11 protein-coding genes and 1 riboswitch are annotated in these 14,602 nt (G+C 64.4%); of the genes, 9 read left to right on the top strand and 2 right to left on the bottom strand.

The window, feature by feature from the left end; all coding sequences use genetic code 11:
• Nucleotides 1-197: 197 nt before the first annotated feature.
• The 5 genes from ACCQ13_RS14410 to ACCQ13_RS14390 all read left to right on the top strand — a co-directional run bounded on the left by ACCQ13_RS14410 (nt 198) and on the right by ACCQ13_RS14390 (nt 5,394).
• Nucleotides 198-671 carry a DUF3574 domain-containing protein gene (locus tag ACCQ13_RS14410; RefSeq protein ID WP_167526930.1) on the top strand — a complete coding sequence of 158 codons (474 nt, stop codon included), beginning with the start codon at nt 198-200 and terminating at the stop codon, nt 669-671.
• Between the two features lie 85 nt (nt 672-756).
• Nucleotides 757-2,049, top strand: a complete 1,293-nt coding sequence (locus ACCQ13_RS14405) for an AAA family ATPase (protein ID WP_104604248.1) — start codon at nt 757-759, stop codon at nt 2,047-2,049.
• Nucleotides 2,046-2,645, top strand: coding sequence for an HNH endonuclease family protein (locus ACCQ13_RS14400; protein ID WP_159407394.1), 600 nt, complete (start codon nt 2,046-2,048; stop codon nt 2,643-2,645). The genes ACCQ13_RS14405 and ACCQ13_RS14400 overlap by 4 nt, the downstream gene beginning before the upstream one ends.
• A gap of 70 nt (nt 2,646-2,715) precedes the next feature.
• Nucleotides 2,716-4,317 carry a hypothetical protein gene (locus tag ACCQ13_RS14395; protein ID WP_104604244.1) on the top strand — a complete coding sequence of 534 codons (1,602 nt, stop codon included), beginning with the start codon at nt 2,716-2,718 and terminating at the stop codon, nt 4,315-4,317.
• A gap of 261 nt (nt 4,318-4,578) precedes the next feature.
• Nucleotides 4,579-5,394 carry a DUF3014 domain-containing protein gene (locus ACCQ13_RS14390; RefSeq protein ID WP_159407392.1) on the top strand — a complete coding sequence of 272 codons (816 nt, stop codon included), beginning with the start codon at nt 4,579-4,581 and terminating at the stop codon, nt 5,392-5,394.
• A 134-nt stretch (nt 5,395-5,528) separates the two neighbouring features.
• On the opposite strand, the gene ACCQ13_RS14385 is transcribed toward ACCQ13_RS14390, so the two are convergent.
• Both ACCQ13_RS14385 and ACCQ13_RS14380 read right to left on the bottom strand, forming a co-directional pair.
• Entirely contained in the window at nt 5,529-6,236 is a 708-nt protein-coding gene (locus ACCQ13_RS14385) for a glutathione S-transferase (RefSeq protein ID WP_159407391.1), read from the bottom strand.
• Nucleotides 6,237-6,282: 46 nt separating this feature from the next.
• On the bottom strand, nt 6,283-6,591 hold the full coding sequence (locus ACCQ13_RS14380) for a GIY-YIG nuclease family protein (protein WP_104604240.1): 309 nt from the start codon (nt 6,589-6,591) through the stop codon (nt 6,283-6,285).
• 345 nt (nt 6,592-6,936) lie between these two features.
• Between ACCQ13_RS14380 and clpB the strand changes: the two genes are divergently transcribed.
• The 4 genes from clpB (at nt 6,937) to btuB (ending at nt 14,569) form a co-directional block, all read left to right on the top strand.
• On the top strand, nt 6,937-9,522 hold the full coding sequence (gene clpB / locus ACCQ13_RS14375; protein WP_104604238.1) for an ATP-dependent chaperone ClpB: 2,586 nt from the start codon (nt 6,937-6,939) through the stop codon (nt 9,520-9,522).
• A gap of 162 nt (nt 9,523-9,684) precedes the next feature.
• Nucleotides 9,685-10,557: a DUF6624 domain-containing protein gene (locus ACCQ13_RS14370; RefSeq protein WP_159408002.1), complete on the top strand. Its 873-nt coding sequence runs from the start codon at nt 9,685-9,687 to the stop codon at nt 10,555-10,557.
• Nucleotides 10,558-10,715: 158 nt separating this feature from the next.
• Nucleotides 10,716-12,002, top strand: coding sequence for an O-acetylhomoserine aminocarboxypropyltransferase/cysteine synthase family protein (locus ACCQ13_RS14365; protein ID WP_159407390.1), 1,287 nt, complete (start codon nt 10,716-10,718; stop codon nt 12,000-12,002).
• A 345-nt stretch (nt 12,003-12,347) separates the two neighbouring features.
• Nucleotides 12,348-12,574, top strand: a riboswitch (cobalamin riboswitch).
• A 117-nt stretch (nt 12,575-12,691) separates the two neighbouring features.
• On the top strand, nt 12,692-14,569 hold the full coding sequence (btuB, locus tag ACCQ13_RS14360) for a TonB-dependent vitamin B12 receptor (protein ID WP_159407389.1): 1,878 nt from the start codon (nt 12,692-12,694) through the stop codon (nt 14,567-14,569).
• The last annotated feature ends 33 nt before the right edge of the window (nt 14,570-14,602 follow it).

Below are 14,602 nucleotides of genomic sequence, written 5' to 3'. Positions count from 1 at the left end.
CCTGCAACTGCAATACGCCGCGTGGTGGCATCCGGCCTGGCGGCGCGCGAAGGGATGGGATGGTCCACATTCATCCGGATGGAGAGATATTATCGCGTTGTTCAGGCCTGTGCGAGATGGCATAGTGCGCGCATTCCAGTATCAGCTGGATGCCCGGAGCGCATGAGCCTGCCCCCTAACCCGTTGTGGAGAAGTCGATGAAGTTGCTGCCGTCCTGCCTGCTTGCCGCCATGCTGGCCCTGAACGCCTGCGCGACCACGCCCGTCGGCGCACCCGCCTCGACTACCGCCAGCCTGCAGGGCGATGCGGCGCGGCCGGCTGCGGCGCACGGTTGGGTGCGTAGCGAGTTGTATTTCGGCGTGGGCGAGGAAACTGGCCCGGCCGACCGCCCGCAGACCCGCACCATCGGCGAGGCACAGTGGCGCGCGTTTCTGGACAAGGAAGTGACCCCGCGCTTCCCGGACGGGTTGACTGTGTTCGATGCCTACGGCCAGTGGCTGTTTCGCGGCGCCAAGGAGCCGAACAGGCTGGGCACCAAGGTGCTGGTGATCCTGCATGAAGACACCCCGCAGCGGCGCAACGACATCGAGGCGATCCGGCTGGCCTGGAAACAGGCCACCGGGCACCAGTCGGTACTTTGGTCGCGGCAGGCGGTGGAGGTGTCGTTCTGAATCGGCGGTCCGCAGTTCGATCCACCGCCTCGGCTTCGGCCCTGAGGTGGGCGAGCAAACTCTGCGGAAACGGTAAACTCACCCCATGATCGAACAGCTCTCACTGCGCAATGTCGGCCCAGCTCCTTCGATGGAGCTGACATTTGGCCGTCGCTTGAATCTCTTGACTGGTGACAACGGTTTGGGAAAGAGCTTCCTACTGGACATTGCATGGTGGTCGCTCACGCGCAAATGGCCGGGGGAGTTGAATCGCCGTCTGTCTATGGGATTACCCGCCAAGCCTCACACTGACAAGTCAGCGTCGATCATCTTTTCGGTGACCGGTAAGTCAAAGTCCGTCACCTACGAAAGCAGGTTCGACCGCAAGGCTCAGGCCTGGACGGGAGCTGCTGGGCGCCCGGTCAATCCTGGATTGGTTCTTTACGCCCAAGCTGACGGCAGCTTTGCTGCATGGGATCCGGCGCGCAACTATTGGCGTAAGAAGGGGAATGTGGATGTGCAGGACCGCCCTCCTGCCTACGTATTCTCCACACAGGAAATCTGGGATGGTTTGAGGGACTCTGATGGACGGGTGTTGTGTAACGGCCTGATTGCCGATTGGGCAAGCTGGCAAAAGGAGCGAGGAGATGCCTTCAATCGCCTTCAGGCGGTGCTCTCTTCTTTGTCGCCAACAACATCGGACCTTATCGAACCGGGTCATCTGACACGTATCAGCCTGGACGACGCACGTGACATTCCGACGATACGAATGCCTTATGGACAGGACGTGCCGGTGTTGCACGCATCCGCAGGACTTCGCCGCATCTTAGCCCTCGCCTATCTGTTGGTTTGGACCTGGGAGGAGCACTTGCAGGCTACTGCGCTGATCGGGGGGGAGCCCACGCGTCAGGTGACCTTCCTGGTTGATGAGATCGAGTGCCATCTGCATCCCAAGTGGCAAAGGCGTATTGTCGCCGCACTGCTGGAAGTGATGGGGTCTCTCGCCAGCAATGCTGGTGTACAGGTGATTGCGGCCACGCATTCTCCTCTCGTCATGGCATCGGTGGAGCCTGTCTTCGATGCAAACGAGGATGCATGGTTTGACTTGGACTTTAAAGCGACTGGCAACCATCAGGCTGTTGTACTCCAGCAACGTCCATTCGTCTTGCGTGGTGAGGCTGGTAACTGGTTGACCAGCGAGGCCTTCGACCTCCGCTCGTCGCGTTCGATTGAGGCCGAGGATGCGATTGAGCGAGCGGCGCTGGCAATGAGGAGCGAGCGATTTGGCAAGGCGGACGCGAGAGCAATACACAATGATTTGCTGAAGGTGCTTGGAGATACTGATCCTTTCTGGGCGCGCTGGCGGTTCGTGGGCGAGAAAAAGGGATGGTTGCCATGATTCCTGTCGACGCGCGTCTTGAACCGCGTGACTTCGAGCGCAAGGTGCGGACTCGAGGCATAAGGTCAATGCGGCGCAAACGCATTGATCCAGATGTGCCATTGCCTGCGGGACAGACGCTCAGTCCTTTCTGGCGTGAGTGCCTTGATGACCTTTACCGCGAGTACAACCAGACCTGCGCTTATTTGGCGGTCCGTATCGAGCGCGCCGTGGGAGGTGTGACTGCAGATCATTTTGTGGCCAAGTCGAAGTTGCCTGGGCAGGCCTACGAGTGGATGAACTTCCGCCTGGCAAGCGCTATTGTCAACGCGCGCAAGTGCGATTTTGAAGACGTTCTTGACCCGTTTGTGCTGCCAGCAGGATGGTTCAGATTGGAACTTGTGACTGGGCAGGTGTATCCGAGTTCGGACATCGATGCGGCAGATATGACGCGTGTGGTCAAGACAATTGAACGTGTTGGTCTAGATAATTCGATTAATCGAGAAATGCGCGCACGGCATTTTCAGGAATATTTCCAGGGCGACATCACTGCAAACTTCCTGCAGCGATACTCACCCTTTGTACACGCTGAGGCAGAGCGGCAGGGATTGCTGTAGCCTCCCCCCTTGCTGTCGCGTGTGCCAAGCAGCGGCTACCATCGTCTGTCCCAACGTCTTGCAACCTTCCATGTCCGCTTCTTCTTCGCATCCTGCGGCCGCGCCGCGCTGGTTCGTCGCCGGCGATCTCAATGGCTTTTTCGGCCTGGTGGTCGACAATCTCTCCATCCTCGGCTTCATTGCGATGGCGCTGGTGGGTATCTATGGGTTCCCCGCCGAGGTGGTGTTCGGGCGCATGTTCCCCGGCACCGCGTTCGGAGTGCTGGTGGGTAACCTGCTCTACACCTTGATGGCGCGGCGGCTGGCCGCCCGCACCGGGCGCCAGGACGTCACCGCGATGCCATTGGGCCTGGATGCGCCCACCAGCATCGGCATGGCGCTGCTGGTGCTGGGCCCGGCGTTTGCCGGTTTCAAGGCGCAGGGGCTGGACCCGCAGGCGGCGGCGATCGCCACCTGGAAACTCGGCATGGCCGCACTGGTGGTGATGGGCCTGCTCAAGCTGGTGCTGTCGTTCGTGGGCGAGGCGGTGACCCGGGCGCTGCCCCGCGCCGCACTGCTCGGCTCCATCGCCGGCATTGCGCTGGTGCTGATGGGGCTGCTGCCACTGCTGGAAACGCTGCGCTCGCCGGTGGCCGGTTTCGTCACCTTGGGCCTGCTGCTGTATGTGCTGCTGGCCAAGGGCCGCTTGCCGACCAAATTGCCGGGCGTGCTGGTGGCCTTCGTGATCGGCACAGTGCTGTATTACGGGCTTGGCCTGGCCGGGCTGGGCGCACCGGGCTTCACCGTGCCCGCCTGGACGGCCCCGCAGATCGTGCTGCCACTGCCGAATCTTGGGTTCATCGAGGGGTTGCCGGCCACGGTGGCGTATCTGCCGTTGCTGCTGCCGTTCGGCCTGTTGATGGTGGTGGGCGGCATCAATGTCAGCGAAAGCGCGCGCGCGGCCGGCGACGATTACCGCACCCGCGACATCTTGCTGGTGGAAGCCTTCGCCACATTGGTGGCCGGCGTCTGCGGCGGTGTGGCGCAGACCACGCCGTACATCGGCCAGCCCGCCTACAAGCACATGGGCGCGCGCTCGGGCTACACGCTGCTGACCGGCCTGTTCGTCGGCATCGGCGGCATGCTGGGCATCATCAGCGGGTTGGTGCAGTGGCTGCCACTGGCGGTGCTGGCGCCGATCATCGTGTATGTGTCCATCGACATCACTACCCAGGCGTTCCAGGCCACGCCCCGGCAGCACGCCGGTGCCATGGTGCTGGGGTTCCTGCCATCGGTGGCGTACCTGCTGACCATCAAGGCGCCGGGCTGGATGGCGCAGGATCAGTTGGTGGCGCTGACCACGCAGGTGGATGGCCACGGCCTGCCGGAGCTGGCGGTGATCTTTGCGCTGGGCAACGGCTTCATCATCACTGCAATGCTGTGGATCGCCACGGTGGCGGCGATGATCGACGGCCGGCTGCGGCGCGCTGCGGTATTTCTGCTGGTGGCGGCCGGGCTGACCCTGTTCGGGTTGATCCACTCGGTGGACCCGCGTGGCGGCATCTATCTGCCGTGGTCGCTGCAAGGCCTGGCGCGCGTCATCAGCTGGCAGTTCGTCGGCGCCTACGTGGCGCTGGCAGTGACCTTGTTGCTGTTGTCGCTGCTGCCGGCACGCAAGGAGCCGATGCAATGACTCCTGCATTGTGCGTGGCCGGCTACTGTTCGTTGCCGACGCTGCGCGGTGACAGATGCACTGCCGTGCTTGCCTGGGGGCGCGTGGCTGGCGCGTTCGGATGGGGCGCGTTTCGCGGAATTGGCGAGGCTTTGCAAAGCGGTCTGCGCTTCGCGTGACCATGCACGCGATCGATGCATGCGCTGCGGCGGCAGATCGATGGAACCACCGCAACATCTGAGGGTCATACCCACAGATGTCGTCGATGCAAGGAATTTCATGATGCAACCCAAGCCCTCGCGCTGGCCGTGGCTGTTGGCCGTGCCATTGATTGCCGGCGCTGCCTGGTGGCTATTCAGCGGGCCACGCCAGACGCCCGGTGCACTGCCTGCGCCCATCAGCCAAACCGCCAACGCGGCCGCCGCCGCGGTCACTCCATCGCCTTCCACCCCCGCCGCGCCGCGGCATCCGGTGCAGGCGGCATCGGCCGATGCCGCCGACGCTGCAATTCCCGCATTGGCGCAGAGCGACGCTGCCGCATGGCAGGCGCTGCTGGATCTGGTACCCGACGACGCAGCACTGTCGATCGTGTTGCGGCCGCACCTGATCGAACGTGTGGTGGTGATGATCGACAACCTCACCCAGCCCAGTATCAGTCGCCGCGCCTCGGTACTGCAGCCGGTCTCGGGCGAACTGCAGGTGACCCCTGCGGCCGATCACACCGTCATCGATCGCGCCAATGCCAGCCGCTACACACCGTACGTCGCTGCATTCACCGGCGTGGATGCGCAGGCATTGGTGCACAGCTATGTGCGCTTCTATCCCTTGTTTCAGCAAGCCTACGCCAACCTGGGCGCACCGGACCGCTACTTCAACGACCGCGTGATTGATGTCATCGACCATCTGCTGCGCACGCCGGATCCGACGCAGCCGGTTGCCGTGGTGCGCGATGAGCGTGGCCGCTATCGCTTCGTGGACCCGGCGCTGGAAGGATTGTCGGTAGGGCAGAAGGCCATCGTGCGACTGGGGCCGCAGCAGGCGTCGGCAGTGAAGGCGCAACTGCAACGCATTCGTGCCACCTTGTTACAGACGCGCTGAGTCGGTGTCCGGCCGTGGTTTGGAGCCATGCGCCTGCGGTCACGCAGCCGCGGGTGCGAGTAGCCGTGCGTGGTAGTGGCTGCCATTCCGGCCGGCGCCGCAGCGGCGGGACGCTGCTGTGTGCAATGCCAGGTTTACCCAGCGTCAAGCTCCGGATACTGGCGGAAGATGCCCTTGGTATTGAACGCCAGGCGCCGTTCGGAGGCGAGGTAAGCGGCGATCCGGGGGCGTGCTGCCACACGCCGCTGCACGGCGCGCAATCCCGGAATGTCCTTCGACAGAGTCGCCATTCGTTTCGGGAACATGTAGTCCAGCCCGCTGACCAACTGAAACAGCGATAGGTCCACGTACGAGTGCACAGCTAGTACAGATGTACCGCCGGCCCGCTGCACCACCTGCTCGAAATAGCCGAGGAACTTGGGCAGGCGGTGGTCACGCAGATCCTCGGCGCGCTTGGCGGCTTCGGCTTTTTGGTCCTCGTAGTACAGGCCGGTGGCGATCGGATGATGGGTGTCGTGTACCTCGGCCACCAGGTCAGTAATGGTCAGTTGCAATTGCAGTGCCTGCAGGCGCAGCGCATCGTCATCGGGGACCAGCTGCAGCGACGGACCCAGAAAATGCAGGATCGCCGCCACCTGCGCCACCACCACATCGCCTGCCCGCAGGAAGGGTGGGGCCAACGGCTGCGCGCCCGGCTGCTTGCCTTGCAGAAAGGCGGTTATGACATCGTCGCCCTCGACGCGCGCCACGTCGGTATAGGCGGCACCGGCATCTTCCAGGGCCAGACGCACGAATTCGCCGCGGCCCTGCAGACCGGTCCAGTAATAGAGCTGATAGTGCATGTGCTTCTCCGCGTCGGGATGGTGCTGCAGCGTAGGAAAGGCGTGGCTAGGCGGGCGTGATCGAGGTGTTGCAAGCCTGTGATCCGGCAATGTCGTGCGGCTGCGTCAACAGCCATTCCAACTTGCGCGCGCGCGGCTGGCGCTTGAGTGTGCACTCGGCGCGCGAGGCACTGGCACGATCCGGGTACCGGTGGCTGGCCAACAGCTGCAACGGCGGGTTGGCGCGCGTATAACGCGCACCGGTACCACGCAAGTGCGCCTGGAAGCGCCGCTCCAGGTCATTGGTGATTCCGGCGTAATAGCTGCCGTTGTGGCACAGCAGCAGATAGAGGAACCAGGGCTTGGGCGTATCCATCCGCGCATTATCTCCCTTCGGTGCGGCGTGCGTAGCGCTCCTGGCAGTGACTGCGTGGTAGCGTGGTGGCGCTGTGGGGCGGGCAGCGGCATCGGTGTTCACCACGCAGGCCGATGCCGGGCAGAGCGTCGCCACGCCTACCGTCCCGGCGCGGGCGCAGTTGCCGCTGCGGCGGATTGTCTGGCCCGCCTGGCCGCTGGCACGCCTCGCGTGGCGCCAAGCGAAGCCCCCCCCGCAGGTCTGGTGCCACCGCCTTCGTGTCGCAGCACACCTTGAAACGCCGCCGGGCAACCGCATTTGCTCGGTATCGCCGGACTTGCCGGCCACTCGTTCAGAGGACTCCCCATGCGGATGGACAAACTCACCTCGCGGTTCCAGCAGGCACTGGCCGACGCACAGTCGCTGGCCGTGGGACGCGACCACAACATCATCGAACCGGTGCACGTGCTGGCTGCGTTGCTGGACCAGAGCGGCGGCAGCACGCGCCCGCTGCTGTCGCAGGCCGGCGTCAACGTGCCGCTGCTGCGCGAGCGCTTGGGCGAGGCGTTGGATACGCTGCCCAAGGTGTCCGGGCAGGAAGGCAACCTGTCGATCGGCAACGATCTCAACCGCCTGCTCAACCAGGCCGACAAGCTCGCCCAGCAGCACGGCGATGCCTTCATTCCCAGCGAGTGGTTCGTGCTGGCCGCCGCCGACGATGCCAGCCCGCTGGGCGTGGCGTTGCGTGCGGCCGGTGGCGACAAGAAGAAGATCGCCGCGGCGATCGACAAGCTGCGCGGCGGCGAAACCGTGCAATCGGAAAACGCCGAGGAACAACGCCAGGCGCTGGAAAAATACACCATTGACCTGACCGCGCGCGCCGAAAGCGGCAAGCTCGATCCGGTGATCGGCCGCGATGAAGAAATCCGCCGCACCATCCAGGTCCTGCAGCGCCGCACCAAGAACAACCCGGTGCTGATCGGCGAACCCGGCGTGGGCAAGACCGCCATTGTCGAAGGCCTGGCCCAGCGCATCATCAACGGCGAAGTGCCCGAAGGGCTGCGCGGCAAGCGCGTGCTGTCGCTGGACATGGGCGCGCTGATTGCCGGCGCCAAGTTCCGCGGCGAATTCGAAGAACGCCTCAAGGCGGTGCTGAGCGACCTGTCCAAGAACGAAGGCCAGATCATCCTGTTCATCGATGAACTGCACACCATGGTGGGCGCGGGCAAGGCCGATGGCGCGATGGATGCCGGCAACATGCTCAAGCCGGCGCTGGCGCGCGGCGAGCTGCATTGCATCGGTGCCACCACGCTGGACGAATACCGCAAGTACATCGAAAAGGATGCCGCGCTGGAGCGCCGCTTCCAGAAGGTGTTCGTAGGCGAGCCGACGGTGGAAGATACCATCGCCATCCTGCGTGGGCTGAAAGAACGCTACGCGGTGCATCACGGCGTGGAGATCACCGACCCGGCGATCGTCGCGGCGGCGACGCTCTCCAATCGCTACATCACCGATCGCCAGCTGCCAGACAAGGCCATCGACCTGATGGACGAAGCGGCATCGCGTATCCGCATGGAGATCGACTCCAAGCCGGAGGAACTCGACCGCCTGGAGCGCCGCCTGATCCAGCTCAAGATCCAGCGCGAGATGCTCAAGAAGGAAAAGGACGAGGCCTCGCGCCAGCGACTGGGCGACCTGGAAACCGATATCGACAAACTGGAGCGCGAGTTCTACGACCTCAACGAGCTCTGGACGTCGGAGAAGGCCGCGTTGCAGGGCACCACCAAGATCAAGGAGCAGATCGAGCACGCCAAGCTGGAGCTGGAAGCGGCGCAGCGGCGCCAGGACTACGCCAAGATGAGCGAGATCCAGTACGGCGTCTTGCCACAACTGGAAAAGCAGATGCTGCTGGCCAATGAAGTGGAGCACCACGACTTCAAGCTGGTGCAGGACCGCGTGACCGCCGAGGAAATCGCCGAGGTGGTGTCGCGCTGGACCGGTATTCCGGTCAACAAGATGCTCGAAGGCGAGCGCGACAAATTGCTGCGCATGGAAGACGAGCTGCATCGCCGCGTGGTGGGCCAGGAAGAAGCGATCAAGGTGGTGTCCGATGCGGTGCGTCGTTCGCGCGCCGGCCTGTCCGACCCCAATCGCCCGAGCGGCTCGTTCCTGTTCTTAGGTCCCACCGGCGTGGGCAAGACCGAGTTGTGCAAGGCGCTGGCGGACTTCCTGTTCGACAGCACCGAAGCGATGATCCGCATCGACATGAGCGAGTTCATGGAGAAGCATTCGGTCTCGCGCCTGATCGGTGCGCCTCCGGGTTATGTGGGCTACGAAGAGGGCGGCTACCTCACCGAGGCGGTGCGCCGCCGCCCGTATTCGCTGATCCTGCTGGACGAGGTGGAAAAGGCGCACGCCGATGTGTTCAACATCCTGCTGCAGGTGCTCGACGACGGACGGCTCACCGACGGCCAGGGCCGCACCGTGGATTTCCGCAATACCGTCATCGTGATGACGTCCAACCTGGGCTCGCACCAGATCCAGGAGTTGTCCGGCGACGGTAGCGCCGAGGCCTATACGCAAATGAAGGCCGCGGTGATGGGCGTGGTGCAGGCACATTTCCGCCCGGAGTTCATCAATCGGCTGGACGACATCGTGGTGTTCCATCCGCTGGACAAGGCGCAGATCAAGTCGATCGCGCGCATCCAGTTGCAGGGCCTGGAAAAGCGCCTGTCAGAACGTGGCCTCAAGCTGGATCTGGACGATGCGGCGCTTGAGCTCCTGGGCAATGTCGGCTTCGACCCGGTGTATGGTGCGCGCCCGCTCAAGCGCGCCATCCAGTCGCAGGTAGAGAACCCGCTGGCCCAGCAGATCCTGTCGGGTCAGTACGCCAGCGGCGAAACCGTGCGCGTACGTGCGCAGGGTGGGCATCTGGAGTTCGGCAAGGGGTGATCGTAGGATGGGGCCTCCCGCAGGATGCGGGGTGCCCCATCCGTGTCATGCGGTGGGTTCGCAGTGCGTCCACGCTGCCGCGTTTGGCCCCCAACGAGTGATTCACCTGGCAAGGAACTTCAGATGCGCCTTGTGTCTGTTCCGCTCTGCATCGGTGTTGCCATGGGAATGGCCGGTCGCCTTCACGCAGGCGACGCGCCGGATATCTTTGCCGCGCTCGATGCCTATGACGCCGGGGACTATGCGCGTTGTGCCGAGGTGATGGACGCACTGCAGCACGCGTCCAGCGAACTTCCAAAAAATGGTGAACTTCTGCGTGCGGAATGCCTGGCCGCAGCGGGCAAGACAGACCAGGCCCTGCAGTATCTCGATGTCCAGATTCCGCGTGGGCGGATCGCTGTCGATGATCTGCGCAGCAAGGACCGGCCCGGCCTGAATCGGCTGCGAAAGATGGACCGGTGGCCTGCGCTGCTGGCGAAAGCTGAGCGCGTCAATGCGCAGCAGCAGGCAACACTGAATCTGCAACTGCGCCAGGAGCTGCTCGCGCGGGTAGAGAAGGATCAGCAAGTGCGTAAAGCGGCGATCGCCGCTGGGGGCAAGCCCGCCGACTGGGCATCCGTTGCGCCGGTGGATGCCGACAACACCGCATGGCTCAAGCAAGTCGTCGCGACCCAGGGTTGGCCGGGCCGGCGCCTGGTGGGCGAAGATGGCGCCAATGCAGCATGGATCCTGGTGCAGCATGCCGACGCCGATCCGGCGTTTCAGGCACAGGTCCTGGCGTTGATGGAATCGGCGCTGGCCAAGCAGGAGGTGGCGCCTGACGATGTTGCGCTGCTCACCGATCGCGTCTTGCTTGCGCAAGGCAAGCCACAGCGTTACGGCACCCAATTCAAGAGCGATGCGGATGGCCGCATGTCATTGCAGCCTACCGAAGACGAAGCGGGGCTGGACGAGCGCCGCCGCCACATGGGGTTGCCGCCCATGGATCAGTACAAAAAGATGCTGCAGGACGTTTACCACAAGCCTGCGCGCTGATCGGCGCATTGCGCTGGCAGTATCCTCAGCAGCCATCGCTTGCGAGTGGGTCCGCCATGCAGGACCTGACTGTTGGCGATGTCATCATGGCGCGTCGTTATGAGGGGCAGTGCCGCAGCCGCGTATCGTCGGGCGGTCCAGCCAGAGCGAGCCGTGCCATGACCGATCCACAGTGGAAACCCGAAACCGTCGCCGTGCATGGGGGCTACCGTCCCGATCCCACCACGCGCGCGGTGGCGGTGCCGATCTACCAGACCGTGGCCTATGCCTTCGACGATACCCGGCATGGGGCGGATCTGTTCGACCTGAAGGTGCAGGGCAATATCTACAGCCGCATCATGAACCCCACCAACGATGTGCTGGAGCAGCGCGTGGCGGCGCTGGAAGGCGGCATCGGGGCGCTGGCGCTGGCATCGGGGCAGGCGGCGGTGACCTATGCGATCCAGACCATCGCCGAGGTAGGCGACAACATCGTGTCGTCCAGTGCGCTCTACGGCGGCACCTATAATCTGTTCGCGCATACGCTGCCGCAGTTCGGCATCAGTACGCGCTTTGCCGACTACCGCGATCCGCAGGCGTTCGCGCGGCTGATCGATGACCGCACCAAGGCGGTGTTCGTCGAGTCGATCGGCAACCCGCGCGGCAATATCACCGACATCCAGGCCGTTGCGGAGGTGGCGCATGCGCACGGCGTGCCGCTGATCGTGGACAACACCGTGGCCACGCCGTCGCTACTGCGGCCGATCGACTTCGGTGCCGATATCGTGGTGCATTCGTTGACCAAGTACCTGGGTGGCCACGGCAACAGCATCGGCGGTGCGATCGTGGACAGCGGGCGGTTTCCGTGGGCCGCGCACAAGGCGCGCTTCCCGCGCCTCAACGAACCGGATGTGAGCTACCACGGCGTGGTCTATACCGAGGCCCTGGGCGAGGCCGCCTACATCGGTCGTGCGCGGGTGGTGCCGCTGCGCAATACCGGTGCGGCGCTGTCGCCGTTCAATGCGTTCCTGATCCTGCAAGGCATCGAAACCTTGCCGCTGCGCATGGAGCGCATCAACGCCAATACGCTGGCGATCGCCCGTTACCTGCAGCAGCATGCGCGTGTTGCCTGGGTCAACTACGCGGCGCTGCCGGATCGTCCGGAGCACGCATTGGCGCAGAAGTACCTGGGCGGTCATGGCTCGGGCGTGCTGACCTTCGGGTTGCCCGGCGGGCGCGCGGCCGGTGCACGGTTTCTGGATGCGCTGCAGCTGTTCACCCGGCTGGTGAATATCGGCGATGCCAAATCGCTGGCGACGCATCCGGCGTCCACTACGCATCGGCAGCTGGGGCCGGCCGAGCTGGAACATGCCGGCGTCAGCGAGGACACCGTGCGGTTGTCGATCGGGATCGAGCATATCGATGATTTGCTGGCGGATCTGGAGCAGGCGCTGCAGGGGGCGTGAGGTTTTCAGCCAGCTTCATAAGCAAGAACGGTGAGCCCCTCTCCCTGCGGGAGAGGGGTGAGGGTGCGGCGAAGCCCGATGTCTGTCGGTAGCGGCTTCGGCAGGGGCGGCAGCGCGGCCGGGACTGGCTCTTCGGCTCGGTCAGACATCCTGTCTGACTCGCCGCCGCGACACATCCCTGTGCCGCTCTCCGCCAATCCCGGCCACGCTGCCGCCTCGGCACGTCGCTTCCATGACCTGGAAATGTTGAACATGCCAATGCAGCGGGGTTTGATTCAGACGCGTGGCGACGCGCTGCGCCTGGCCGGTTGCTGCGAACCTCCGAGACGCCGCCGCCAATCCTGCTACCATGCGCGCCCCTGAGGTGACTGCCGGCTGGCCGGTGGTTTAAACGGGAATCCGGTGCGCGCATCGCCTTGGCGAGACGCAATTCCGGAGCTGCCCCCGCAACGGTGGGCGAGACAAGGGTCCGCAGGTACTGCCACTGTGCTGTGCATGGGAAGGCGCGGATTCGGGAAGCGACCAGGCTTCCGCTCGCAAGCCCGGAGACCGGCCTGAAGGGATTGACCCGGCACGCGGTGGGCGTGGCCCTGTGCATCTGGTGCTCGCGCGCCGGACGCCTGGCCCGTTGCTGCCTGCCGACCCCATTGTCCCCGCGCGGGTAGGCGCGGTTCCAGGAGCAGCAGTCGATGTCCGTTTCTTCCGTTTTGCCGCGTCGCGCCGTGCTGGCCGCAGGGCTGTCGTTGTGCGTGCTGAACCTGGCCCAGGCCGAGGCCCCGATGGATCTGGATCAGGTGGTGGTGACCGCCTCGCGGACCGCGCAGACCCAGGACCAGACGCTGGCGCCGGTCACCGTGATCGACCGCGCGCAGATCGAACGCCGCCAGGTCAATTCCTTGCAGGACCTGTTGCGTGGCGAAGCCGGTGTGTCGCTGGCCAACAACGGTGGCCCGGGCAAGGCGACCTCGCTGTTCCTGCGCGGTACCGAATCGGATCATGTGGTGGTGCTGGTCGACGGCGTGCGCATCGGCTCGGCCACGTCTGGTGGCGCGGCGCTGCAGGACCTGCCGATCGAGCAGATCGAGCGCATCGAAATCGTGCGCGGGCCATTTTCCAGCTTGTATGGCTCCGAAGCGCTGGGTGGGGTGATCCAGATCTTTACCCGCCGCCCGCAAGGCAGCTTCGTGCCCACGCTCAGCGTGGCGGCCGGCAGCGACAATGCGCGCCGTTATGGCGCCGGGCTTGCCGGGCGCAGCCAGGGCGATCTGAGCGAGGCCGGCGGCTGGTACTCGGTCAACGCCGTGCACGATGAAACCGATGGCATCAACGCGTACCTGGATACCAGCTCCAGCGCCTACGATCCGGATCGCGACGGTTATCGTAACGATTCGTTGAGCGTGCAGGGCGGCTGGCGCTTCAATCGCCAGTGGGATGCCGACGTACACGCGCTGCGCGCGCAAAGCCGTAACGAATACGACGGCTCGGCCTTCGGCGGCAACCTGGGCAAAGGCGTGCAGCAGGCCGTCGGCGGGCGTGTGCGCTATGCACCCAGCGATGCGCTCAAAGTCACCGCCAGCCTGGGTAGCAGCGCCGATCTGAGCGATAGCTATTATGACGGCGCGTACCTGTCCACCTACGACACCCGCCGCAAGCAGGGCGCGTTGCAGGCCGACATCACCACCGCGCCGGGCCTGCTTACGGTCGGCTTGGACTGGCAGCGCGATGCCATCGCCAGCAGCGACAGCTACGATGCCGACAGCCGGATCGACCGCGCCGCCTTTGCGCAGTGGCAGCAGAGCTTCGGTAGCCAATCGCTGCAGGCCAGCCTGCGGCGCAACGACAACAGCCAGTTCGGTGGCAAGACCACCGGCAGCCTGCTGTGGGGCTGGGATGTGGCCGAGCATCTGCGCCTGACCGCCAGCTACGGCACTGCGTTCAAGGCGCCCACCTTCAACGAGTTGTACTACCCCGATTTCGGCAATCCGCTGCTGGGGCCGGAAACCTCCAAAAGTGCCGAGCTGGGTCTGCGCGGCAACTACGACTGGGGTGTGTGGACGCTGCGCGCCTTCCAGACCCGCATCGACGATCTGATTGCCTACGACGCGTCGCTGGTGGATGCCACCCATCCGTTCGGTCAGCCGAACAATATCGACAAGGCGCGCATTCGTGGTGTGGAGGCGGGCTACGACACCGAGCTGGCCGGCTGGATCCTGCGCAGCGCCTTGACCTGGCTGCAGCCGCAGGCCGATGGCGAGGTCAATCATGGCAACTGGTTGCCGCGCCGCGCACGGCAGAGCGGTCGGATCGATGCTGACCGCAGCGTCGGCGCGTTCGGCGTGGGCGCGAGCCTGTTCGGGTCGGGCAAGCGCTACGACGACCTGGCCAACACCGAGCAACTGGCTGGCTACGGCTTGCTGGATCTGCGCGTGAGCTATGCGGTGAACGCAGACTGGAAGGTGCAGTTCACCGCCAACAACGTGTTCGACCGCCAGTACGAAACCGCCCGCTTTTACGCCCAGCCAGGGCGTAATTACCTGCTGACCTTCCGCTACCAACCGGCGCAGTGAGACGCGGCGAAAACGACGCAGGTCCTCAACGCA

Origin of the sequence: Xanthomonas sp. NCPPB 1638, assembly GCF_041475635.2 — a bacterium.
GTDB classification, from domain to species: domain Bacteria; phylum Pseudomonadota; class Gammaproteobacteria; order Xanthomonadales; family Xanthomonadaceae; genus Xanthomonas; species Xanthomonas cucurbitae.
Note: the sequence above shows the minus strand (reverse complement) of the source record. Positions and strands in the feature narration are given on the sequence as shown.